Here is a 21,118-nt window from a genome sequence, read left to right on the forward strand (position 1 = left end):
GGTGGGTCAGGTGGGCGGGTTTGACATCCGGTCGTGGACGCGGTCTCTCATGGATTTGTCCCGCAGTGCGCGCAGGGCGGCGTCGACGAGGGTGGTGAGGGGGTGGGGCAGGTCGGCGTCGAGGTCGAGGGTGGCGGCGGTGGTGGCGGTCCACTCGGCGTCGAGGGTGGGCAGGACGGCGCGGGCCTGGTCGGTGAGGTGGACGATGCGCCGGCGGGCGTCGTCGCCGGGTTTGAGGTCGACGAGGCCGTCGCGGCGCATCTGGTTGACGGTCTGGCTGATGGCGGAGTGGGTGACGCCGATGGTGTCGGCGAGGTCGCGGATGGACAGCGGTCCCCTGGTGTGGACCAGGCGGATGACGGGGGTGTAGCGGGGTCGGAAGCCTGGTAGGCCGAGGTCGGTGTAGACGCGGGCGATGTCGCCTTCCAGGAGGTCGAGCAGGTGGCGGAGGCGGGTGCCGAGGTATTGGCCGGCGGGTGCGTGGTCCACTCCCTTAATGTAACAGTGCTGTTGTATCGGTGCTGTCGTAGTGGTGAGGAGCGGTGGATGTACCCGGAGATCGAGCCGTACGAGCACGGGATGCTGGACGTCGGCGACGGCAACCTCGTGTACTGGGAGGTGTGCGGCAACCCGGAGGGCAAGCCGGTGGTGTGCCTGCACGGCGGGCCGGGCACGGGCTGCTCCCCCGGCATGGCCAGGCAGTTCGACCCGCGGGCCTACCGGATCGTGCTGCTGGACCAGCGCGGCAGCGGGCGCAGCCGGCCGCACGCGAGCGAGTACTCGACGGACCTGTCGGTGAACACGACGGCGCACCTGGTGGCCGATGTCGAGCGGTTGCGCGAGCACTTGGGTGTCGAGCGGTGGATGGTGTTCGGCGGGTCGTGGGGTTCGACGCTGGGCCTGCGGTACGCGCAGCTGTTCCCGCAGCGGGTGACGGACGTCGTGCTGGTGGCGGTGACCACGGGTCGGCACTCCGAGCTGGACTGGCTCTACCACGGGTTGGGCATGTTGTTCCCGGAGCAGTGGTCGAGGTTCCGCGACGGCGCGGGCGAGGGCGCCACGGACCTGGTGGCGGCCTACCACGCGTTGCTGGAGGACCCGGATCCCGCGGTGCGGGAGAAGGCGGCGACGGACTGGACGGACTGGGAGGCGTCGATCGTGTCGCTGGACCCGGGCCACCGGCGGGGGCCGCGGATGGCGGACCCGGCGTGGCGGATGGCGTTCGCGCGGCTGTGCGCGCACTACTTCAGCCACCGCGCCTGGCTGCCGGACGGGCAGGTGTTGCGGGACGTGGAGCGGTTGCACGGCATCCCGGCGATCCTGGTGCACGGCCGGTTGGACCTGCAGGGCCCGTTGGGGACGGCGTGGGAGCTGGCCCGGGTGTGGCCGGACGCGGAGCTGGTGGTGGTGCGGGGCGCGTCGCACGCGCTGTCGGATCCGGGCATGGCGGACGCGGTGGTGGCCGCGACGGACCGGTTCGCCCGCACGGTCCGCTAGAGGCGCCAGACAGTGGTCGTCCTGACCGCGACGCCTTCCAGGTCCGGTGGCACCGGCACCGGGAAGGCATCGACCCGCGTCCAGCCGCGTGGCAGGAACGACCGCTGCGGGTCGCCCACCAGCACGAGCACGCCGCGGCGGTGGGCGGCCAGCAGGAACGGCTCGACCCGGGCGGCCATGTCGCGGTCGTAGAAGACGTCGCCGGCCAGCAGCACGTCGACGTCCGGTTCGGTGTCGAGCAGGTCGCCGGCGGCGAGGGTGAGGGTCACGTCGTTGGCGCGGGCGTTGAGGTCGATCGCCGCCAGCGCGACGGGGTCGATGTCGTTGGCGGTGACGAGGCCGCCGGCGCGGGCCGCCGCGACCGCGACCAGCCCGGAGCCCGAGGCGAGGTCCAGCACGCGGCGGCCGGCGACCAGGTCGGGGTGGTCGAGCACGTGGCGGGCCAGGGCCTGGCCGCCCGCCCAGGGGAACGCCCAGAACGGGGGTTCCGGGGCGCCGGTGCGTTCCCACAGCGCGGTCACGTCGTCGGCCGTGCGCAGCACGATGTCGGGGGTCAGCGGCACCGGTCGGGCGCTGGTCACGGAACGGATGAAGTCCTGCACCGGTCCGGTGCTCACCGGGCCGGCGTCCGGTGCGGGTATGCCGTGCGGTCGGATTGGGACAGGGGCCGTCGCACCATGCTGTGATGGTAGAGATGCGGTGATCGGGTTGAAGAGCCCCGGCGAGCTGGGGGCGATGCGCGCCGCCGGTCTCGTGGTGGCCGACGCGCTGGACGCCGTCCGCGACCACGCGACGGTCGGGGTGATCGGTCGCGCGGCGGGGTGCTCGCGGTCACCGAGGACGGGCCCCGGGTTCACAGTCCCCCGGCGACCCGCAGCACCGCGCCCGTCGTGAACGACGCGGCGCCGCTCAGCAGCCAGGCCACCGCTTCCGCGATCTCCTCCGGCTCGCCCGGCCGGCCCAGCGGGATGGCCGACGCCACCCGGTCGGGTCGGTCCGGCACCCCGGACAGCTCGTGGATCTCGGTGCGGACGGTGCCCGCGGCCACCGCGTTCACCCGGATCCCCCGCGGCCCCAGCTCCTTCGCCAGACCGACCGTCATCGCGTCGACCGCCGCCTTGCTCGCCGCGTAGTGCACGTACTCGCCCGGGGAGCCCAGCGTGGCCGCGGCCGAGGACAGCGACACGATCGACCCGCCCGACACCAGGTCCCGCGCCGCCCGTCGCGCGCACAGCAACGCGCCGACCACGTTGACCTCCACGACGCGGCGCAGGTCTGCCGCCCGCAGCTGCGCCAAGGGGCCCACCGGGCTGGTGATCCCGGCGTTGACCACCACGCCGGTCACCTGTCCCAGCGCGGCGGCGGCGTCGAACAGGGCGTCCACGTCCGCTTCGTCGGACACCTCCGCCCGCACGGCGACGCCGCCCACCTCGCGGGCCAGTTCCTGCGCCCGTGCCGCCGCGGTCCGGTAGCCGATCACCACGCGGTGCCCGTCCGCGGCGACCCGGCGCACCACGGCCGCGCCGATGCCCCGGCTGCCGCCCGTCACCACGATCAGGCCAGCCACGCGGTCACCTCCGCGTCCACCACGTCCTGCCCGGTCACGAGCATGTGCGCCAACCCCGGCACGTCGACCAGGCGTGCGTCCGGCGCCGCCGCGCACAGCCGGGCCTGCAGCGGCCGGAACGCGGGGTACTCCCCCTCGCCCCGCACCACGAGCAGCGGCACGTCCAGCGCGGCCGCCCGCGCGAGCACGTCCAGCGGTTGCACCGCCGCCGTCGAGGTGTCCGTCCAGGTGTAGGAGTCCAGGGCGCCCGTCTCGATCGAAGCCTCCACCACGGCCTGCACCCGCACCGCCGGGTTCACCACCGCCACCCGCCGCACCGGCACCACCCGCCGTGAGGCGGTGAGCAGCGCGATGTGCCCGCCGGCCGAACCGCCCACCAGGTCCACCGGCCCGTCGTCGCAGCCGAGCTGTCGGCATGCCGCCGCGACCAGCGCGGGCATCGCGGCCACCGCCGACTCCACGAGCGGCACGTACCCGTCGAGGACCTGGTCGGGGCCTTGGCCCCACGGGGGCAGCGCCGCGTACAGCCGCCACGCGTCCACCCCCGCCAACGGCAGCGCTTCGGCCATCGCCTCCGGCGTCCCCGGCTCCCCCAGCAGGTGCCACACCACCACCAGCCGCCGAGAGTCCCCGGCCGGCGGTGTCGCCACGAACCGCACGCCCGCCGCCTCACCCGTGATCGTCATGATCCCGAACCTACGTCCCGTGGCGCCCGCACGGCGTCCACCCACCGCGAACAGCGCACACCCACCGCGACCGCAAGACGCCCGAACGCGTGAACCCGCACCCCGGTGTCACTCGAACGGCCGGGCCAGGGCACCCTGGGGGCGTGACCGAGCCGCGTTGCGCCGCGATCTCCGCGGACCTCGAGGAACCCCAGGCGGGCACCGCCGCCACCGCCGCCGCCTGGATCTGCCTCGAACAACCCGGGCCGTGGGGCCGCGACGCCCTGACCCAGAGCCGCCTGGACCCCGCGCTCGGCGCCGAACTGGCCCGCCGCGCCGCCGAGACCGGTGTGCGCGTCCTGCTCATCCGCCGTCCCGGCCGTCACGCCGACACCCACCACGACGCGCCCCGCCGCGTCTACCTGGCCGCCACCGCCCCCGGTCGGGCGCGGTTGGAACAGGCCGACGTCGCCGACCCCGCGGTCCTGCTCGACCTGGACTTCGCCGCCCTCGCCGCCGGGCACCCCACCGGTCTCGGCACGCCGGTCGCCGGGCCGCTGCTGCTGGTGTGCGCCAACAGCCGCCGTGACGTGTGCTGCGCCCTGCGCGGCCGGCCGCTCGCCGAAGCCCTCGCCGCCGCGCGCCCCGACGCCGTGTGGGAGTGCACCCACACCGGCGGGCACCGCTTCGCCCCCACCGGCGTGCTGCTGCCCACCGGCTACACCTACGGCCGCCTCGACACCGATTTCGCCGCCCGGCTGCTCGATGACGCGGCCCTCGGGAACGTCGTCACCGACCGCTGCCGGGGCCGTTCCACCCACGCGCCGCGCGGCCAGGTCGCCGAGCTCGCCGTGCGCGACCTCACCGGCGAACACCGCGACGTGCTCACCGTGCACGGCGACACCGTGCACCACGCCGACGGCAGCGCCTGGCACGTCACCGTCGCCGAGCGCGACCTACCGGCCGCCCGACCCGCCAGCTGCGGCGCGCCCCCCACGGCGGCCACCGGGCTCGTCGCCACCGCCGTGCGCCGCCTCGTCCCCGTCGGCTGACGGCACCGCCGCGCGGAACAGGCCCAACCCCAGCGCGTGGGCGTCGTCCAGGCCCACCTCCCGCAACGACTCCGCCGGCAACGCCAGCAACGACACCGCCACACCCAGGAAGTACGCGTCGAGCAGGCCCGCGTCGCGCGCCGTGCTCGGCAACCCCGCCGCCGCGTGCAGTCCCGCGCCCGCCTGCGCGTTGGACACCGCCATGCGGCCCAGCGCCGCCCGCACCCCCGGCCGGCGCACCGCCTCCAGGTACAGCTCCACCATCGCCAGCAGCTGCGTCGGATCCTCCACGACCGCGCGCCGCAGCAGCGCCGGGTACAGCTGCGCCACCTCCGCCGGGGAGATCCCGGCGGGCGTCGTCTCCCGCAGCCGCCGCACCGCCGCGGTGTGCAGCGCGGTCATCCGGGCCGCCGCCGCGCCCAGCAACGCGTCGCGCGACGGGAAGTAGTTCTTCGTCGTGCCCTGCGGCACACCCGCCGCCCGGTCCACCGCGCGGTGCGTCAGCCCGCGGCCGCCCTCCGCCGCCAGCACCGAGATCGCACAGTCGCACAGCAGGTCCCGACGGCTCGTCACGGGGAGGGGACACTAGCCGATCGCGGACGGCCCGCCGTCGCCACCACCCGGCCCGCCTCCAGCACCAACCACACCCCGCACACGCAGCGCACGTAGTCCACCGCGCCGTGCGACGAAACCTGGTACACACGCTCGGCGCTGGGCCACCCGCAACAAGGACACCTGGTGTTCACCCCACCAGCGTGGTGTCATGGTTCAGTGCATTTCAACCCTTACGGCGGGACGGCGGCCGAACTCGCCGCCGCCCTGGTCAACGCCGACCCCCGCAGCACCGCCGACGAGCTGCTCGACCTGCTGCGCGAGCACGACTACAGACCCGTCGGCGCGCTCGACGAGCACCAGGCCCGCGAACTCCTCGCCTGGGCCGCCCGTCTCTCACCGGTCTTCGACCACACCCCCGACCAGGTCGCCCTCGTCAACGACCTGCTCGCCGAAGCCGCCGCCAAGCCCTACATCTCCACTCACGACGACCGCCGGCCCCACCTGCACTTCGCCCCCGAGCACGCGCCCACCCCCGAGCGGCTGCGCGCGTTCACCGCCGCCGGTCTCGCCCACGTCGTCTGCGACGATCCCGGCCGCCTCGGCCGCTGCGCCCGACCCGGCTGCCCCGTCGTCTACGTCGACACCTCCCGCAACGGCCGCCGCCGCTTCTGCGGCACCCGCTGCGCCAACCGCGTCCACGTGGCCGACCACCGCACCCGCACCGCCTGACCCCGCCGCGGGGCCGGGGTCACTGCATGACGCGGCGGCCGAAGCGGGCGTTGCCGAACTCCGCCGCCTCGCCGATCAACGCCGACCCCACGTCCGTCCGACCCCGGAACCACGCGTGCCGGAACCACGCGTCCTGGTGGAACACCACGTCACCGAACAACGCCCGCCCGCCGAAACGCACGTGCCGGAAGTCCGCCCGACCCGACACCTCGGCGCGCCGCAGGTCCGCCCGACCCGACACCTTCGCCCGCGCGAACACCAACTGGTCGGCCACCTGCGCCGACCGCAACGACACGTTGCCCGCGAACACCGCCAGCCCGAACGACGCCGACTTCGCGAACAACGCGTCGGTGAACACCGCGTGCCGCAGGAACCGGGCCCCCGCGAAGTTCGCGTCACCCGTCACCGTCATCGCCTCGAACCGCGCGTCGCCCAGGAACACCGCGCCCACCAGGTCCACCCGGTTCACCCGGCACCCCGACAGGTCGAAGTCCACCAGGATCGCCCCCGGCGCCACCACGTCCATCCCCGGCCAGAAGTCCGCGCCCGGCCGCAGGTGCGACACCAGCTCCCGCTGCACCGCCGTGCGCCACGGCGCGTCCAACCCCATGCTCACCCCGCCGCGCAACGCCGCCAACCACGACGTCACCACCGCCTGCCGCCGCCGCGGCGCCTGCCGGCCGATCTCGGCCAACAGCAGCAACCCCTCCTCCTCACCGGCCCGGAACAGCCGGTTCGCCTCGCGCCACACCGACAGCGGAGCCGGGACCGCACCCGCCTGCGGCCCCACCCGCCGTCGCGCGTGCTCGTCCAACAACGTCTCCGAACGCGACGCGCGCACATGGCGCACGCCAATCCAGACGATGACCACCGCCACCGCCACCGGCATCAGCCACGACGACATACCCCGATCATGCCCGTCCCGGGTACGTCCACGGACGTACTTCCCGTCACCGCTTCGTGGCCGATGCCGGGACACGCGTTCGAGCGGAGCATCGAGGACATGCATCCGTCCCCTTCCCCGACCCCCGGACCGGCCCGCGGCGCGCCGGCCCGACGCGCCGGCGACGCCGACCGCGACCACACCGCCGCCCGGCTGCGCGACGCCGTCGGCGAAGGCCGCCTCACCCTCGCCGAAGCCGACGAGCGCATCGCCGCCGCCTACACCGCCGTGCACGAGCACGACCTCGCCGCCCTCACCGCCGACCTGCCCGCGCCGCCGCCACCTCCCGCGCCGCCCGCACGCCGCCGACCACCCCTGCCGGTGATCCTCCTGGTCCTGCTCGCCGTCGCCTGGCTCGCCTCGCCGCTGCCGTTCCCCTGGCCGCTGCTGCTCGTCGCCCTGCTCGTGCACCGCGGCGCGCGCCACCGCCGGCGGCACGACCCGGCCACCCCCGCGGCCTGATCCACCCACGGCCGCTCCTGCCTTAGAGTCCGCTCATGGACCTGACCGACGCGTGCTTCGCGGGCGCCGCCCGACAGGCCGAACTGCTGCGGGCCGGCGCGCTCACCTCACGCGCCCTCGTCGCCGAGTGCCTGCGCCGCATCGACCGGCACGACCGGACCCTCAACGCGTTCCGGCTCGTGTTCACCGACCGCGCCCTCGCCGACGCCGACCGCGCCGACGCCCGCCTCGCCCGCGGCGAGGACGCGCCCCTGCTCGGCGTGCCCGTCGCGGTCAAGGAAGACCTCGCCCTCGCCGGGCTGCCCACCACCAAGGGCACCGCCGCCGTCGACACCACCGCGCCCGACGACTCCGAGATCGTCCGGCTCCTGCGCGCCGCCGGCGCCGTCGTCGTCGGCCGCACCCGCATGCCCGAACTCGGCCTGTGGCCCTACACCGAGTCCACCTGGGCCGGCGCCACCCGCAACCCCTGGTCGGCCGACCACTCGCCCGGCGGGTCCAGCGGCGGATCGGCCGCCGCCGTCGCCGCCGGCCTCGTCGGCGCCGCCATCGGCACCGACGGCGCCGGCTCCATCCGCATCCCCGCCGCCTGCACCGGGCTGTTCGGCCTCAAACCCCACCGCGACCACGTGTCCCTGGCCCCCGACCGCGACGGCTGGCACGGCCTGGTCGCCGCCGGACCCATCACCCGCCACGTCGCCGACGCCGCCCTGCTCCTCGACGTCCTCGCCCCCGGCCACGACCACACCGCCGCCGTCACCGGCACCCGGACCCTGCGCATCGCCGTGTCCCTGCGCACCTGGGGCCGCGGCATCCCCGTCGACCCCGAAGTCCGCGACGCCGTCCTCGACACCGCGGGCCTGCTCGCCGACCTCGGCCACGACGTCACCCGCGTCGACCCCGACCTGCGCGACGTCACCGGGCCCGCCGTGCTCGCCGCCCGCTACCTGCACAGCGCCGCCACCACCGAACAGGCCCTCGACCGACCCGACCGGCTCGACGCCCGCACCCGCGCCGTCGCCGCCCTCGGCCGCGCCCTGCCCGCGCCCGCCGTGCGCGCCGCCCTCGCCCAGACCGCGAAGCTCACCGACCACGCCAACCGGCTCTTCGAGCACCACGACCTGCTGCTCACCCCCGTGCTCACCCGGCCGCCCCTGCGCGTCGGCGAGTGGAACCGCCGACCCACCCTCGCCGCGCTGCTCGCCGCCGCCCGCATGACCACGTTCCTGCCCCTGTGGAACATCACCGGCAACCCCGCCGCGTCCGTCCCCGCCGGCCACACCCGCACCGGCCTGCCCCTGGCCGTGCAGCTCGTCGCCGCCACCGACGGCGAGCACACCATCCTCACCGCCGCCGGCCAACTCGAACGCGCCCGCCCCTGGACCGACCGCCGCCCACCCGCACACCCCTGAGCCCCGCCTGTCCCCGCCGCGGGACCCACAGGCCCGCCGCGGGAGGACCAGGTGGCTCGTGGTGAACGGCGGCCTGCCCGGCGCCCTGACCAGACCGGTCACGGCGACGCCCACCCTGTCCTCGTCGGAGACGAACCCGGCGTACCGGACCGCGAGAGTCCTACCTCCAGGACCCCCGAGTTCAACGCTCGACCGCCGGTCACCGCTCCCGCAGCGCCAGCTCCGCCCGCAACCGCCGCAACCACTCCGGCGCCCGGCCGTCCGGCGCCTCGGCCCACTCGCCCTCCACCACCCGCCGCAGCACGTCGTCCCCGTCCCCGGCCTCGGCGACCAGCCCGAGCACCTCCTCGCGCACCGACGGCCACCCGCCCGACGCCGACGCCACCGACCGCAACCGCGTGTAGGACTCCCACGTCGGATGCGCCAGGAACGCCCGCCGCCTCAGCCCCACCCCCCGATCCGCCCACCCCGCGCGCAGGCACTCGTCCACCCCCAGGTCCACCAGCCGGGTCGCCGCGCCGCGCCCGCCCGTCGCCGCCAGACCCCGCTCCACCCACGCCACCGCCTCCGCCGACCGGCCCGCGTCCCGCAGCACCGTCGCCACCTGCAGGTAGTGCCACCCCGACGACAGGTCCCGCGACAACACCAACACCTGCAGGTCCACGTCACCGGTGTGCTCGGCCAGCTCCTCCACCACCCGCAGCAACGCCCACCGCTCCCGGTCGTAGCGCCCGGTCCGCCCGAACCCGATCACCGGCAGCCGCTCGAACCGCGCCACCGCCTCCGCCCGGTAGAACGCCAACCCGTCCTCGCCCAACGCCGGCGCGTACGCCGCCAACCGCACCTCGGGCGGCTCGGCGAACCCCGTCTGCAACCACAGCAACCACCTCGCCAACTCGCGGCCGTCCACCGCCGGGCCGCTCGCGCACGCCACCGCGTGCAGGTCCAACACCCGATCCGCCAACCCGGCCACCGCCGCCCGCTGCGCACCACCCTGGGCGGCGCCCACCAGCACCTCGGCCAACTCCCGCGCCACCACGCGGGCCCCCGGCCCGCCCCGCACCAGGTCCGACAGCTCCGCCACCAGGGACGCCAACTCGTCCCACCGCGCCTGCCACGGCACGTCGACACGGGCCAGCGCGGCCGCCGCACGACCGGGTAAAGCATCCACCGCGACATCCAACCGCACACCCACCCGCCCCACGAGCCCCACGAGCCCCCGCCCGCACCCCCGCCGAGACGCCCACCCGCCCCCACCACGCGAAAGGGGCGCCGGCGACCACCGCCGACGCCCCACCACTGCGTCCAAGATCACTGACCGGGGGTCAGCCGAGCGGCTCCGGCTCCCCGGCGCCCACCTCGCGCGCCGCCGGCCCGGACCCCAGCGTGCCGCGCTCCGCCCCGCGCTCGACCGCGCCGTGCTCCAACGGACCGGGCACCTCCTTGCGCGCCACGGCCTCCGCCGCGCGCACCGCCTCGGCCACCGCCGGGTCCGGCGCCGTGTCGAACCACTCCGCCACCGACGCGTCGTCCTGCTCCGGCGACGAGGTCACCGGCTGCTCGTAGGCGGGCGGCTCGTAGCGGAACACGCCGTCCTCGCCCGGCGCGCCCAGCATCTTCGCGAACCCCTCCAGCGCCTTGCCGTAGTCCGACGGCACCAGCCACACCTTGTTCGCGTCACCCTGCGCCATCTGCGGCAACGTCTGCAGGTACTGGTAGGCGAGGACCTCCGGCGTCGGTTTGCCCGCCTTGATCGCCGCGAACACCTTCTCGATCGCCTTCGCCTGACCCTGCGCCTGCAGGTACCGCGCCGCCCGCTCGCCCTGGGCCCGCAGGATCGCCGCCTGCCGCTCCGCCTCCGCGCCCAGGATCGCCGCCTGCTTCGCGCCTTCCGCCGAGAGGATCTGCGCCTGCTTCTGCCCCTCCGCGGACTTGATCGCCGCCTCCCGCTGGCCCTCCGCGTTGAGGATCATCGCGCGCTTCTCCCGGTCCGCGCGCATCTGCTTCTCCATCGAGTCCCGGATCGAGGGCGGCGGGTCGACCGCCTTCAGCTCCACCCGCGCCACCCGGATGCCCCAGCGGCCCGTCGCCTCGTCCAGCACGCCGCGCAGCTGGTTGTTGATCTGGTCACGGGAGGTCAGCGTCTCCTCCAGGCTCATCCCGCCCACCAGGTTGCGCAGCGTCGTGGTCGCCAGCTGCTCCACGCCCACGATGTAGTTCGAGATCTCGTAGACCGCCGCGCGCGGATCGGTCACCTGGAAGTAGACCACCGTGTCGATCGACACCGTCAGGTTGTCCCGGGTGATCACCGGCTGCGGCGGGAACGACACCACCTGCTCGCGCAGGTCGATGCGCGCCCGCACCCGGTCGAAGAACGGCACCAGGATGTTCAACCCCGGCGCGGCGGTCGTGCGGTACCGGCCCAGCCGCTCGATCACCGCGGCCGTGGCCTGCGGGATCACCAGCACCGACTTCACCATGACTATCAGCACGAACAGCACCAGGACCGCGATGACGATCAGCGTGGTGGTCAACTCTCCCAGCCTCCACTCAGGCCCCGGACAGCACCACTGCGGTCGCGCCCGAGATCTCGACAACAGTGACTTCGGCGCCGGGCTCGATCCGCTCGCGGTCCAACGACCGCGCCGACCACACCTCGCCGCCGATCCGCACCCTACCCCCGTGGCCGTCCACAGTGGACACGACGACGGCCGTGCTGCCCACCAGGGCCTCCACGCCCGACCGGTGCCCCTGACCCAGCGCCATCCGGCGCTTGATCGCGGGCCGCGCGCCCAGCACCAGCCCCAACGACACCAGGCCGAACACGATCCCGCTGAGCAGCACGTCCGCGCCCAACGCCGCGGCGCCCGCCGCGCCGAACGCGGCCAGACCCAGCATGACCAGCACGACATCGCCCGACAGGATCTCGGCCGCCACCAGGACGACCCCGAGGATCAACCAGATCAGCGCGGGCACACCCCCATCTTCGCACTTCCGGCGCGGCGAGGGGGCGGATTCAGGCCGCCGGCTCGGTCACGAAGTCGATCAACCGCTCCACCGCGCCGATCAACGGCGTCTCCAGGTCCCGGAACCCCGACACGCCCGCCAACACCCGGCGCCACCCCTCGTACGGCTCGCCCCAGCCCAGCGCGGCGCACACGCCCTCCTTCCACGGCACGCCGCGCGGCACCACCGGCCACGCCGCGATCCCCACCGACGCCGGCTTCACCGCCTGCCACACGTCCACGTACGGGTGACCGGTGACCAGCACGTTCGCGTCCCGCACCGCCGAGACCAGCCGCGACTCCTTGCTGCCCGCCACCAGGTGGTCCACCAGCACCCCCAGCCGCCGCCCCGGCCCCGTGCCGAACTCCGCGATCCGGTCGGCCAGCACGTCCACCCCGTCCAGCGGCTCGACCACGACGCCCTCCACGCGCAGGTCGTGCCCCCACACCCGTTCCACCAGCTCCGCGTCGTGCAGGCCCTCCACCCAGATGCGGCTGTCGCGGGCGGTGCGGGCCCGCAGCCCCTCGACCTTCACCGACCCCGAGGCCGTCCGCGCGGGCTTCGCCGCGGCCGGGGCGGGCCGCACCAGCGTCACCGGCTGCCCGTCCACCAGGAACCCCGCCGGGCGCAGCGGGAACAGCCGGTGCCGGCCCTGCCGGTCCTCCAGCACCACCTGCCCGTGCTCGAAGCGCACCACCGCGCCGCAGAACCCCGACGCCGGGTCCTCCGCCACCAGCCCGACCTCGGCCACCACCTCGGGCACCGTCTTGCGCTTGCGGCCCGACAGCACGTCCCGGCCGTAGTCGTGTGATCGCACGGCCGGCGACGTTACCGCCCGGCGCCGCCGGCCGCGGCTACGCCGTGCCGAGGACCGACGGGTGGGCGGGGAAGAACCCGGCGAACACCTCGCACCACGCCGCCAACCGGTCCCCGTCCACCACCGCCGACCAGCGCTCGATGCCCGCGCGCAGGTCGGCCGACGCGTAGGCGAGGTCCACCGCGTCCGACGCCGGGTCGCCCACGCACGGCCGCGGGTCGATGGCCACCACCCCGCGCTCGCCCGCGTCGAGCACGTTGCCCGAGTGCAGGTCGCCGTGCAGCAACGTCGCCGGCACCCGGTCGCGGGCCAGCTCCGCCGCCCGCGCGTGCGCCGCGTCGTGGTCGCCGGGATGCCGCCTGCGCAGCACACCGAAGACGAAGTCCACCCGCTCGCTCAACGGCGGGAAATCCCCACGCGGCGGCACGTGCAGCGCGCGCAGCACCTCGGCCAGCCCCGGGCCGTCCGCGGCGGGCGTGCCCGGCACCAGCCCTTCCAGCAGCAACGCGCCCCGCGCCGGGTCGGCCCGGAGCACCCGCACCACCCTCGGCGACGGCTCCCACGCCCGCAGCGCCGCGTGCTCCTGCGCCGCGATCGCCGGCTCCGGCGTCACCTTCAGCACCACCGGCTCGCCGCCGCGCGTGCACAGCAGCGCGTGCGACGTGCCCCCGGACAACGGCCGCACCACCTCCAGGCCCCAGTCCCGGCACAACCCCGCCACCAGCGCGTCCACCCCCGCCAGCCACGGCCGCACCCCCGGGCCGAAGCGCCGCGTCATGCGCTCCCGCAGCGACGCCATCAGCGGTCCAACCTCAGGATGAACTCCTCCACGTCCTCACCGCGCCCCCGCGCGAACCCCACGTCCTCGCCGACCGCCACGAACCCGCACTTCGCCAGCACGCGCAGCGACCCCAGGTTGTCCACCGCCGTCCGCGCGTACAGCGGACGCAGCGGCTGCTCGGCCAGGAACAGCTCCAACGCCGCCGTCGCCAACCCCTTGCCCCAGTGCTCGCGGTCGATCCAGCACGTCACCTCGGGCCCGCCGAGCCGGGTGGAGCTGCCCACGTGGCCCACCACGTCGCCGTCGAACACCACCGTCCGCGCCACCGCCGACTCGTCGGCCAGGATCCGCGCCCACCGCACCAGGAACGCCGCCCGGTCCGACGGGTCCGCCGAGGTGAACGCGGCCATCCGCACCGCCTCCGGATCGCGCTGGTGCTCGAAGAACGCCAACACGTCGGCAGCGGTCACCTCGCGCAGTTCGACGCCCACGCGGCAAGTAGACAACACGCACCCGCGACGTCAGAAGATCCGGGCGCCGATCCCTCCGCCGGGTCACCACGTGATCACCCGTCGGGGTCGCGGGCCAGGTCAGAACGCGGGCCAGGGGATCGCCGGCCAGTCGTCGGACGGCGCCGGGTACACCTTCGCCGCCAGCAGCTTCTCCACCCGCTCGGTCAACGCCCGCACCTCCGCGCGCGTCAGCAGCTCGTGCAGCCGGTCCGACAGCTCCCCGTCCAGCCGCGACCGCAGCCGCCGCAGCGACTCCACCGCCTCCGCGGGCAGCTCCTCGCCCAACCAGCCCCACAGCACCGTGCGCAGCTTGTCGTCGCTGTGCAGGCAGATCCCGTGGTCCACCCCGTACACCGCGCCGTCCAGCGCGTGCAGCACGTGACCGCCCTTGCGGTCGGCGTTGTTCACCACCACGTCGAACGCCGCCATCACCCGCACCCGCGGGTGGTCGGCGTGCACCAGCACCGCCGGCTCCCCGTACCGGTCGTGCGCCTTCAACACCGCGCGCCACCCCGGCCGCACCTCGTCCACCGGCACGATGTCCACCAGGTCGTCGTCCTCGCGGGTCTCCACCCACAGCTGGACCATGCCCGACCCGAACGGACCCTCCCGCAACACCGTCGGCGGCACCACGTGCACACCGGAGGCCTCCGACACCAGGTAGGTGGCCACCTCGCGGCCCGCGAGCGTGCCGTCGGGGAAGTCCCACAGCGGCCGCTCGCCGCGCACCGGCTTGTACACGCACTGCGCGGTCACACCGTCGAGGCTGATCCCGCAGAACAACGTCGCGTTCGACGCGTCCACCAACCGGCCCTCGACCTCGATGCGGCCACGCCGCAGCAAGTCGAGCACCCCGTCGTCAGCCGGACCCACCGCCGCGCTCAGCCCTCGTCCGAACGACGGTAGCCGTTCTGCCGCGGGCAGACGTGCCCCTCGGGGTCCAGCGGCTCGGCGCACAGCGGGCACGGCTTGCGGCCCGCGCGCACCACCCGCTCGGCGCGCTCGGCGAACGCCCGCGCCTCCACCGGGCTCAGGAACACCCGCACCGCGTCCGGGCCCTCCTCGGTGTCGTCGAGCACCACCGCCTCGTCGACCTCCTCCTCGGTGATCGCGAGCAGTTCGATGACCACCGCGCTGGACTCGGCGTCCCAGCCCAGCCCCATCGTGCCGACCTTGAACTCCTCCTCGACCGGCACCGCCAAGGGTTCGGTGTCCCGGAGGTCCTCGGGGACGCCGTCGGGCACTTCCGCCCCGAACCGCCGGTGCACCTCCTCCAGCAGCGAGCCGATGCGCTCGGCGAGTACGGCGACCTGTTGCTTCTCCAGCGCCACGCTGACCAGCCGGGCCTCCTCGGAGGCCTGCAGGTAGAACGTGCGCTCGCCAGGCTGCCCGACTGTGCCGGCGACGAACCGGTCGGGCTGGCGGAATACGTGGATGACGCGTGCCATGACAACGACGACCCTAGGCCACGCGAGCAAGATCGGCAGCCCTGCCCCTCCCTTTTCCACGACCGGCGAACACGACTCCCCGCCGCGCGGCGCCGACCGGCCGCCACGCACCCGGATAAGGTCGCCGCGTGGTGAAGATCGCACCGTACGGAACGTGGACATCGCCCATCGCCGCCGCCGACGCCGCCGCGGCCGGCGGGGGCCTGCACTGGGTCGACCTGCACGACGGTCGCCCCTGGTGGGCCGAGGGGCGCCCGGCCGAAGGCGGCCGGGTCGCGCTGGTGCGCGACGGGCAGGACCTGCTGCCGCCGCCGTGGAACGCGCGCAACCGCGTCCACGAGTACGGCGGCCGGCCGTGGGTGGTGCTGGACACCCCCGAGGGGACGCGCGTGGCGTTCACCAACTGGGACGACCAGCGCGTCTACCTGTTCGACCCCGACGACCCGCGGCCCGTCCCGCTCAGCCCCGAGCCCCCGCGCCGGCACGGCTACCGCTACGCCGACCTCACCGCCGGGCCCGGCCACGCCGAGGTGTGGTGCGTGCGGGAGACCGTGACCGGCGACGCCCGCACCGACGTCCGCCGGGAGCTGGTCGCGCTGCCGCTGGACGGCTCCGAGCCCAGGGTGCTCGCCGCCAGCCACCACTTCATGACCGGACCCCGGCTCTCGCCCGACGGCCGCCACTACGCCTGGATCGGCTGGGACCACCCCCGCATGCCGTGGGACGGCACCGAGCTGTGCGTCGCCGAGGTCGGCTCCGCCGGGCACCGCGTCCTGGCCGGCGGCGACACCGAAGCCGTCTGCCAGGTCGAGTGGGAGACACCCGCGGCCGGCGGGCCGCCCGCGCTGCTGGCGCTGACCGACCCCGACGGCTGGTGGAACCTGTTCCGCATCGGCCTGGACGGGACCCGCAAGAACCTCGCGCCGTGCGCCGCCGAACTGGGCGGACCCATGTGGCGGCTGGGCAACCGCTGGTTCGCCGCCATCGGCCCCGGCCGCTACGCCGTGCTGCGCTCCGGGGCGCTGGCCGTGCTCGACGAGCGCAGCGGCACCGTCACCGACGTCGACGTGGACCTGCCCGTCTGGCACGCGCACCTCGCCGTGCACGACGGCGTGGTCGTCAGCGGCGCCGCCGGACCGCTCGCCGAGTCCGCCGTGGTGTCGCTGGACCTGTCCACCGGCGTCCTCACCGAGCACACCTCCGGCGACTCGGCGCTGCCCGTCGACTACCTGCCCGTGCCCGAGGAACGCGTGTTCCGGGGTCCGGACGGCGACGTCCCCGCCTACGTCTACCCGCCGCGCAACCCCGACTTCGCCGCGCCCGACGGCGAGGAACCGCCCTACGTCGTGCACGTCCACGGCGGCCCCACGGGCCGTTCCGTGCCCGTGCTCGACGCCGAGCTGGCCTACCTGACCAGCCGCGGCATCGGCGTGGTCGCGGTCAACTACGGCGGCTCCACCGGCTACGGCCGGGCGTTCCGGGAACGGCTGCGCGAGCAGTGGGGCGTGGTCGACGTGCAGGACTGCGCCGCCGTCGCCCAGGCCCTGGCCGACGAGGGCGCCGCCGACGGCGACCGGCTCGCCATCCGCGGCGGCAGCGCCGGCGGCTGGACCTCGGCCGCGTCGCTGACCTCGGTGCGGACCTACCGGTGCGGCATGGTCGCGTTCCCCATCCTCGACCTGGCCGGGTGGACCGGCGCGGGCGGCGAGACCCACGACTTCGAGTCCCGCTACGTCGAGGGCCTCGTCGGGCCGTGGCCCGCGACGGCCGACCGGTACGCCGAGCGGTCACCGGCCAACCACGTCGACCGGCTGGCCGGGCCCGTGCTGCTGCTGCAAGGTCTGGAGGACGAGATCTGCCCGCCCGAGCAGGCCGACCGGTTCGCCGCCGCCCTGGACGGCACCGGCATCCCGCACGCCTACCTCACGTTCGAGGGCGAGCAGCACGGGTTCCGCAAGGCCGAGACGATCGTCGCCGCGCTGGAGGCCGAGCTGTCGTTCTACGGGCAGGTGTTCGGCTTCACCCCCGAGGGGATCGCGGTGCTGGAGCTGCGCCGGTGACGCCCGGGGCGGCCGTGGCCTCCGGGCCCCCGCTGCTGCGGCCCGGTGACCGGGTCGTCGTGGTCAGCCCGGCCGGACCGTGCCCGGCCGAACTCCTCGAGGCCGGCGCCGCGTGGCTGCGCAAGTGGGACCTGGACGTGCGGATCGACGCCCACGCGCTCGACGTCCACCCCACGCTGGGCTACCTCGCCGGCCACGACGCCGACCGCGCCCGGTCGTTCGAACGGGCCTGGCTGGACCCGGCCGTGGCCGGGGTGCTGTGCGCGCGGGGCGGCTACGGCAGCCTGCGCATGGTCGACCTGGTCGACTGGACCGCCGTCGCGGCCGCCGCCGGTGATCCCACCGCCGGTGGTCCGGCCGATGCTGCTGCCGGCGGTGGTGTCGGTGGTGGTGGTGGTGGTGTCGGTGGTGGTGCGCGTCGCAAAGTGTTCCTCGGCTCCAGCGACACCACCGTGCTGCACGAGCGGTTCTGGGCGCACGGCGTGCCCACCTGGTTCGGGCCGATGATCGGCACCCGGGCGTTCGTCGAGGACACCGACGCCCGCGAACGGCTCCGCGCCGCCCTGTTCACCGGCGTGACGTCCTACCGAGGGGCCGGCATGGCGCCCGGCGTCGCCCGGGGTGTCGCCGTCGGCGGCAACCTCAGCCTGCTCGACGCCCCGCCACCGCCCGGCGCGATCGTGCTGCTCGAAGACGTCAACGAAGAGCCCTACCGCCTCGACCGGATGCTCACCGACCTGCTGCGGTCCGGGTGGTTCGACCAGGTCGCCGGCCTCGTCCTCGGCTCGTGGACGGGGTGCGGCGACCCGACCGCCGTGCTCGCCGACCGGCTGGGCGGGCTCGGCGTGCCGATCGTCGCCGACGCCCGGTTCGGGCACTGCGAAGGCCAGCTCACCGTGCCCCTCGGCGTGCCGGTCGAGATCGACGGCGGGTCCGGGGTGGTCACCGTCGTGCGATGACCGCCCCGGACCCGCCCGCCGGTCACAGGCCGAACGCGAGCAGCACGTCACCACCGTCCGGGTTCGGGTACTCCGGCACGTAGCCGGCCTGCACGTACACCATCCCGTCGGCCACGACCGCGCCCCCGCCGCCACCGGAGATCGTGCCGCCCCGACCCGGCAGGCCGTTGACTCCGGTGAAGTCCCGGATCGTGTCGTAGGTCCACACCACCCGGCCGTCCCGCGCCGAGTACGCCCGCAGCTTGCCGTCGTTGCCGCCCTCCCACACCAGGCCGGGGCTGCTCGTCACCGCCGGGCCGTGGCCCAGCGAGCAGACCTCCGGGTGGGCGGCGGCGCCACCGGTCGTGCAGCCGTCCGTCGGGTTGGGCGTCTCCCACAGCACGCGGCCCGTGCCCGGGTCCACCGCGAACACCTTGCCCGGGTCGGCGAAGTACGTCGCGATGTAGAGCCGGTGCCCGTCGTAGCTCGTGCCCCACTGGATGCCCGAGATGCCGCCGCTGGGCAGCGGCACACCCAGCTGCCGACGCCACACCACCTCGCCGGTCCGGGCGTCGAACACGTGGTAGACGCCGAGCTTCTGCCCGACCCCGACGAGCTGCCGGCCGCCGACGGTGAACAGGTTCGGCGTCGCGCCGATGTCGTAGTCCAACGCCGAACCGTCCTTCAGCCCCGGGCAGTAGCCCTCCGGGTCGGGGCTGTTGCACAACCCGCGCCACGTGTCCGCCTTCGTGACCTGGTTGCGCCACTTCACCGCGCCCGTGCGGTGGTCCAGCGCCAACAACGTGTCGAAGTCCCCGGCGCTGCCGGTGTAGTTCTGGCCGGTGCCGACGTACACGGTGCCGGTGCGCGGGTCGATCACCGGCGAGCTCCACACCCCGGCGCCCGACGGCTCGTACCGGGTCGCGCCGCTGGGCCACGTCCCGACCGCCCGCGGTTCGGGTACGGTGTAATGCCGCCACACCACCTCGCCGGTGCGGGCGTCGAGGGCGTCGACGTGACCGCGGAACGTGCAGCACGGGTAGTTCGGGTCGTCGGTCCCGTCCGGCCCGTTGGCCGCGTTCTCCCCGCTCGACGTGCCGACGTACACCTTCCCGTCGTGCACGATCGGCGAGCTGGTCACCGTCGCCGCCGGGTGCGCGTCGACCTGCTCGGCCCACACCACCCGACCCGTGGCCTGGTCCAGCGAGTAGACGAAACCCCGAATGTCGCCGAAGTACACCCGCCCACCCGAGACCGACGGGCTGTCCCACGCGATCGCCGGCCGGGCGCCCGGAGCGATCCCGGACAGGTCCGTCGTCCACACCTCCGCGCCCGTCTCCGCGTCGCGCGCGTAGAACTTCCCGTCCGGCCCGCCGAAGAAGGCCACCCCGCCGACCACGGCGGGCTGACTCCGCACCGGAGCCGCCGATTTCGGGAAGGCGAACGCCCACTTCACCGTCAACCGCGACACGTTGCGCGGCGTGATCCGCCACTCCGCCGCCGCGTACCGCGACCCGGCCGAGTCCTTCGACCACGTCGCCCAGTCACCCGACCGGTCAGGTCGCCCCGGCGAGGCCGACGTGACCCCGGCGCCGAGCAACGCCACCGACGAAGCCGCCGCCACCAACGCCACTACCCGTTTCGAGATCGGCATCCCATCCCCCTGCCACTGTGGAAAGCCTCTCCACCGTGACAGCGGGAGCCGACCGCCACGAGCCTCGAAAGGACCCGATCCCTCCGGAGAAGGTTGACCCCGGCCGAGCCGATCGGTCGATCCCGACCACCCCCGCAAGGGACTACCCTCCGCCACCGCCACCCCGGACCTGGGCCGGAGCCGGTATCCACCCAGGGCGGACCGTCACCAACCTCTGCGACCGAACCGACCTCCGGAAGCAGCCGAGCCGGCAGCCGAGCCGGCAGGCGGACGACCAGGTCGCTCGGCGACGGCGCGCCACTCGATGCTCTCGGCGAGCGGCACGAGCGCTGCGGGCGGCGAGGGGTCGTCACCGGTCGGCAGTAGCCGTCAGCGGACGTCGGCGATGGCCAGTAGGCGGTGGCGGCCAGGTGGTGGTCAGGGGTTGTCGCGGAGCATCTGGTTGTCCCGCAGTGTCTGGGTGTCGCGTCGCACCTCCTCCGCTTGGTCGCCGACGGCCTGGATCTCCTCGGCCAGCTCCGGATGACTGGTCCGCACCTTCCCCAGCGCCGCCATCAGCGGTTCCAGCAGCGCCACCGCGTCGTCCGCCGCCAACGCGTCGTGCACCACGACGTCCACCCGGCCGACCTGACCCGCCAGGCTGCGCAGTGACGCGGCGTTGTCGCGCGCCCACTGCGACACCGCCCGGTCCGCCGCCCGCTTGTCCCGCTCGGCACGCACCCGACCTTCGGCGGTCGCGCCCAGCTGCGACGGACGCAGCCGCAGGTACCGGCGCTCCGCCGCCTGTCTGCTGGCCACCCCCAGGGCGGGCGCCAGCTCGGCCCAGCTCGTGCCCAGCTCACGGGCCGCGGCGATCAGCTGCGGTTCCCATCCGGACAGCTCGTCGCGCAAGCGCCGCAGGAGGACCAGTGCGGACAGCACCTGCCCCGCACTGAGTTCTTCCCCGGTAGCCGCCGCTCGGACGGTCTCGTAATCCCCGATCGCCATGGCGTCAACTTAACGATGACTTCCACTCTTGTC

Annotated in this window: 23 protein-coding genes; 7 read left to right on the plus strand and 16 right to left on the minus strand. The window is 74.8% G+C overall.

From position 1 onward, the window contains the following. Window positions 1–6 precede the first annotated feature (6 nt). Window positions 7–489, minus strand: coding sequence for a MarR family winged helix-turn-helix transcriptional regulator (locus IOD16_RS16005; RefSeq protein WP_201440686.1), 483 nt, complete (start codon window positions 487–489; stop codon window positions 7–9). Between the two features lie 57 nt (window positions 490–546). Here IOD16_RS16005 and pip point away from each other — a divergent pair, with 57 nt between their 5' ends. Then, window positions 547–1,497, plus strand: a complete 951-nt coding sequence (pip, locus tag IOD16_RS16010; protein ID WP_201440687.1) for a prolyl aminopeptidase — start codon at window positions 547–549, stop codon at window positions 1,495–1,497. On the opposite strand, the gene IOD16_RS16015 is transcribed toward pip, so the two are convergent. The 3 genes from IOD16_RS16015 to IOD16_RS16025 all read right to left on the minus strand — a co-directional run bounded on the left by IOD16_RS16015 (window position 1,494) and on the right by IOD16_RS16025 (window position 3,750). Then, window positions 1,494–2,114, minus strand: coding sequence for a class I SAM-dependent methyltransferase (locus tag IOD16_RS16015; RefSeq protein WP_236595022.1), 621 nt, complete (start codon window positions 2,112–2,114; stop codon window positions 1,494–1,496). The genes pip and IOD16_RS16015 overlap by 4 nt on opposite strands. A gap of 236 nt (window positions 2,115–2,350) precedes the next feature. Further along, a complete protein-coding gene (locus IOD16_RS16020) occupies window positions 2,351–3,064 on the minus strand; it encodes an SDR family oxidoreductase (protein ID WP_201440688.1) in 714 nt (237 codons plus the stop codon). Beyond that, on the minus strand, window positions 3,052–3,750 hold the full coding sequence (locus IOD16_RS16025; protein WP_201440689.1) for an alpha/beta fold hydrolase: 699 nt from the start codon (window positions 3,748–3,750) through the stop codon (window positions 3,052–3,054). The genes IOD16_RS16020 and IOD16_RS16025 overlap by 13 nt, the downstream gene beginning before the upstream one ends. A 143-nt stretch (window positions 3,751–3,893) precedes the next feature. Between IOD16_RS16025 and IOD16_RS16030 the strand changes: the two genes are divergently transcribed. Continuing rightward, window positions 3,894–4,781 carry a sucrase ferredoxin gene (locus IOD16_RS16030; protein WP_236595023.1) on the plus strand — a complete coding sequence of 296 codons (888 nt, stop codon included), beginning with the start codon at window positions 3,894–3,896 and terminating at the stop codon, window positions 4,779–4,781. Here IOD16_RS16030 and IOD16_RS16035 read toward each other — a convergent pair. After that, a complete protein-coding gene (locus IOD16_RS16035; protein WP_201440691.1) occupies window positions 4,686–5,354 on the minus strand; it encodes a TetR/AcrR family transcriptional regulator in 669 nt (222 codons plus the stop codon). The genes IOD16_RS16030 and IOD16_RS16035 overlap by 96 nt on opposite strands. 198 nt (window positions 5,355–5,552) lie before the next feature. Here IOD16_RS16035 and IOD16_RS16040 point away from each other — a divergent pair, with 198 nt between their 5' ends. Continuing rightward, window positions 5,553–6,065: a CGNR zinc finger domain-containing protein gene (locus IOD16_RS16040; protein ID WP_201440692.1), complete on the plus strand. Its 513-nt coding sequence runs from the start codon at window positions 5,553–5,555 to the stop codon at window positions 6,063–6,065. A 19-nt stretch (window positions 6,066–6,084) separates the two neighbouring features. Here the strand turns inward: IOD16_RS16040 and IOD16_RS16045 are convergent, their stop codons facing one another. Continuing rightward, a complete protein-coding gene (locus IOD16_RS16045; RefSeq protein ID WP_123741495.1) occupies window positions 6,085–6,969 on the minus strand; it encodes a pentapeptide repeat-containing protein in 885 nt (294 codons plus the stop codon). 99 nt (window positions 6,970–7,068) lie between these two features. On the opposite strand from IOD16_RS16045, the gene IOD16_RS16050 reads away from it, so the two are divergent. Together IOD16_RS16050 and IOD16_RS16055 are read left to right on the plus strand one after the other, a co-directional pair. Next, complete coding sequence (locus IOD16_RS16050; RefSeq protein WP_201440693.1) at window positions 7,069–7,470, plus strand: DUF1707 SHOCT-like domain-containing protein; 402 nt, start codon at window positions 7,069–7,071, stop codon at window positions 7,468–7,470. A gap of 35 nt (window positions 7,471–7,505) precedes the next feature. Beyond that, window positions 7,506–8,882, plus strand: a complete 1,377-nt coding sequence (locus IOD16_RS16055) for an amidase family protein (protein ID WP_201440694.1) — start codon at window positions 7,506–7,508, stop codon at window positions 8,880–8,882. A gap of 199 nt (window positions 8,883–9,081) precedes the next feature. Here IOD16_RS16055 and IOD16_RS16060 read toward each other — a convergent pair whose 3' ends face one another. The 8 genes from IOD16_RS16060 to IOD16_RS16095 all read right to left on the minus strand — a co-directional run bounded on the left by IOD16_RS16060 (window position 9,082) and on the right by IOD16_RS16095 (window position 15,446). Beyond that, complete coding sequence (locus IOD16_RS16060; protein ID WP_201440695.1) at window positions 9,082–10,053, minus strand: hypothetical protein; 972 nt, start codon at window positions 10,051–10,053, stop codon at window positions 9,082–9,084. Window positions 10,054–10,207: 154 nt separating this feature from the next. Beyond that, window positions 10,208–11,362, minus strand: coding sequence for an SPFH domain-containing protein (locus IOD16_RS16065; RefSeq protein WP_236595173.1), 1,155 nt, complete (start codon window positions 11,360–11,362; stop codon window positions 10,208–10,210). Between the two features lie 70 nt (window positions 11,363–11,432). Beyond that, the gene (locus IOD16_RS16070) at window positions 11,433–11,858 is read right to left on the minus strand and encodes an NfeD family protein (RefSeq protein WP_123741498.1); all 426 of its coding nucleotides are present in this window, start codon (window positions 11,856–11,858) and stop codon (window positions 11,433–11,435) included. Window positions 11,859–11,898: 40 nt separating this feature from the next. Continuing rightward, window positions 11,899–12,705 carry a DUF3097 domain-containing protein gene (locus IOD16_RS16075; RefSeq protein ID WP_201440696.1) on the minus strand — a complete coding sequence of 269 codons (807 nt, stop codon included), beginning with the start codon at window positions 12,703–12,705 and terminating at the stop codon, window positions 11,899–11,901. A 37-nt stretch (window positions 12,706–12,742) separates the two neighbouring features. Further along, window positions 12,743–13,504: an aminoglycoside phosphotransferase family protein gene (locus IOD16_RS16080; RefSeq protein WP_201440697.1), complete on the minus strand. Its 762-nt coding sequence runs from the start codon at window positions 13,502–13,504 to the stop codon at window positions 12,743–12,745. Continuing rightward, the gene (locus tag IOD16_RS16085; RefSeq protein ID WP_201440698.1) at window positions 13,504–13,977 is read right to left on the minus strand and encodes a GNAT family N-acetyltransferase; all 474 of its coding nucleotides are present in this window, start codon (window positions 13,975–13,977) and stop codon (window positions 13,504–13,506) included. The genes IOD16_RS16080 and IOD16_RS16085 overlap by 1 nt, the downstream gene beginning before the upstream one ends. A gap of 99 nt (window positions 13,978–14,076) precedes the next feature. Further along, entirely contained in the window at window positions 14,077–14,871 is a 795-nt protein-coding gene (locus IOD16_RS16090) for an SCO1664 family protein (protein WP_201440699.1), read from the minus strand. 8 nt (window positions 14,872–14,879) lie between these two features. Then, the gene (locus tag IOD16_RS16095) at window positions 14,880–15,446 is read right to left on the minus strand and encodes a DUF3090 domain-containing protein (RefSeq protein WP_123741503.1); all 567 of its coding nucleotides are present in this window, start codon (window positions 15,444–15,446) and stop codon (window positions 14,880–14,882) included. Window positions 15,447–15,574: 128 nt separating this feature from the next. Between IOD16_RS16095 and IOD16_RS16100 the strand changes: the two genes are divergently transcribed. Together IOD16_RS16100 and IOD16_RS16105 are read left to right on the plus strand one after the other, a co-directional pair. Then, window positions 15,575–17,506: a S9 family peptidase gene (locus IOD16_RS16100; RefSeq protein WP_201440700.1), complete on the plus strand. Its 1,932-nt coding sequence runs from the start codon at window positions 15,575–15,577 to the stop codon at window positions 17,504–17,506. Then, on the plus strand, window positions 17,503–18,465 hold the full coding sequence (locus tag IOD16_RS16105) for a S66 peptidase family protein (RefSeq protein ID WP_236595024.1): 963 nt from the start codon (window positions 17,503–17,505) through the stop codon (window positions 18,463–18,465). The genes IOD16_RS16100 and IOD16_RS16105 overlap by 4 nt, the downstream gene beginning before the upstream one ends. Before the next feature lie 22 nt (window positions 18,466–18,487). Here the strand turns inward: IOD16_RS16105 and IOD16_RS16110 are convergent, their stop codons facing one another. Next, window positions 18,488–20,098 (minus strand): outer membrane protein assembly factor BamB family protein, encoded by a 1,611-nt coding sequence (locus IOD16_RS16110; RefSeq protein WP_201440701.1) that lies wholly within the window; start codon window positions 20,096–20,098, stop codon window positions 18,488–18,490. 417 nt (window positions 20,099–20,515) lie between these two features. Beyond that, window positions 20,516–21,085 carry an HSP18 transcriptional regulator gene (locus IOD16_RS16115; protein ID WP_201440702.1) on the minus strand — a complete coding sequence of 190 codons (570 nt, stop codon included), beginning with the start codon at window positions 21,083–21,085 and terminating at the stop codon, window positions 20,516–20,518. Window positions 21,086–21,118: the final 33 nt, after the last annotated feature.

The sequence above is a fragment of the Saccharothrix sp. 6-C genome, from assembly GCF_016695385.1.
In the GTDB taxonomy this organism is placed as follows: Bacteria; Actinomycetota; Actinomycetes; order Mycobacteriales; family Pseudonocardiaceae; genus Actinosynnema; species Actinosynnema texasense.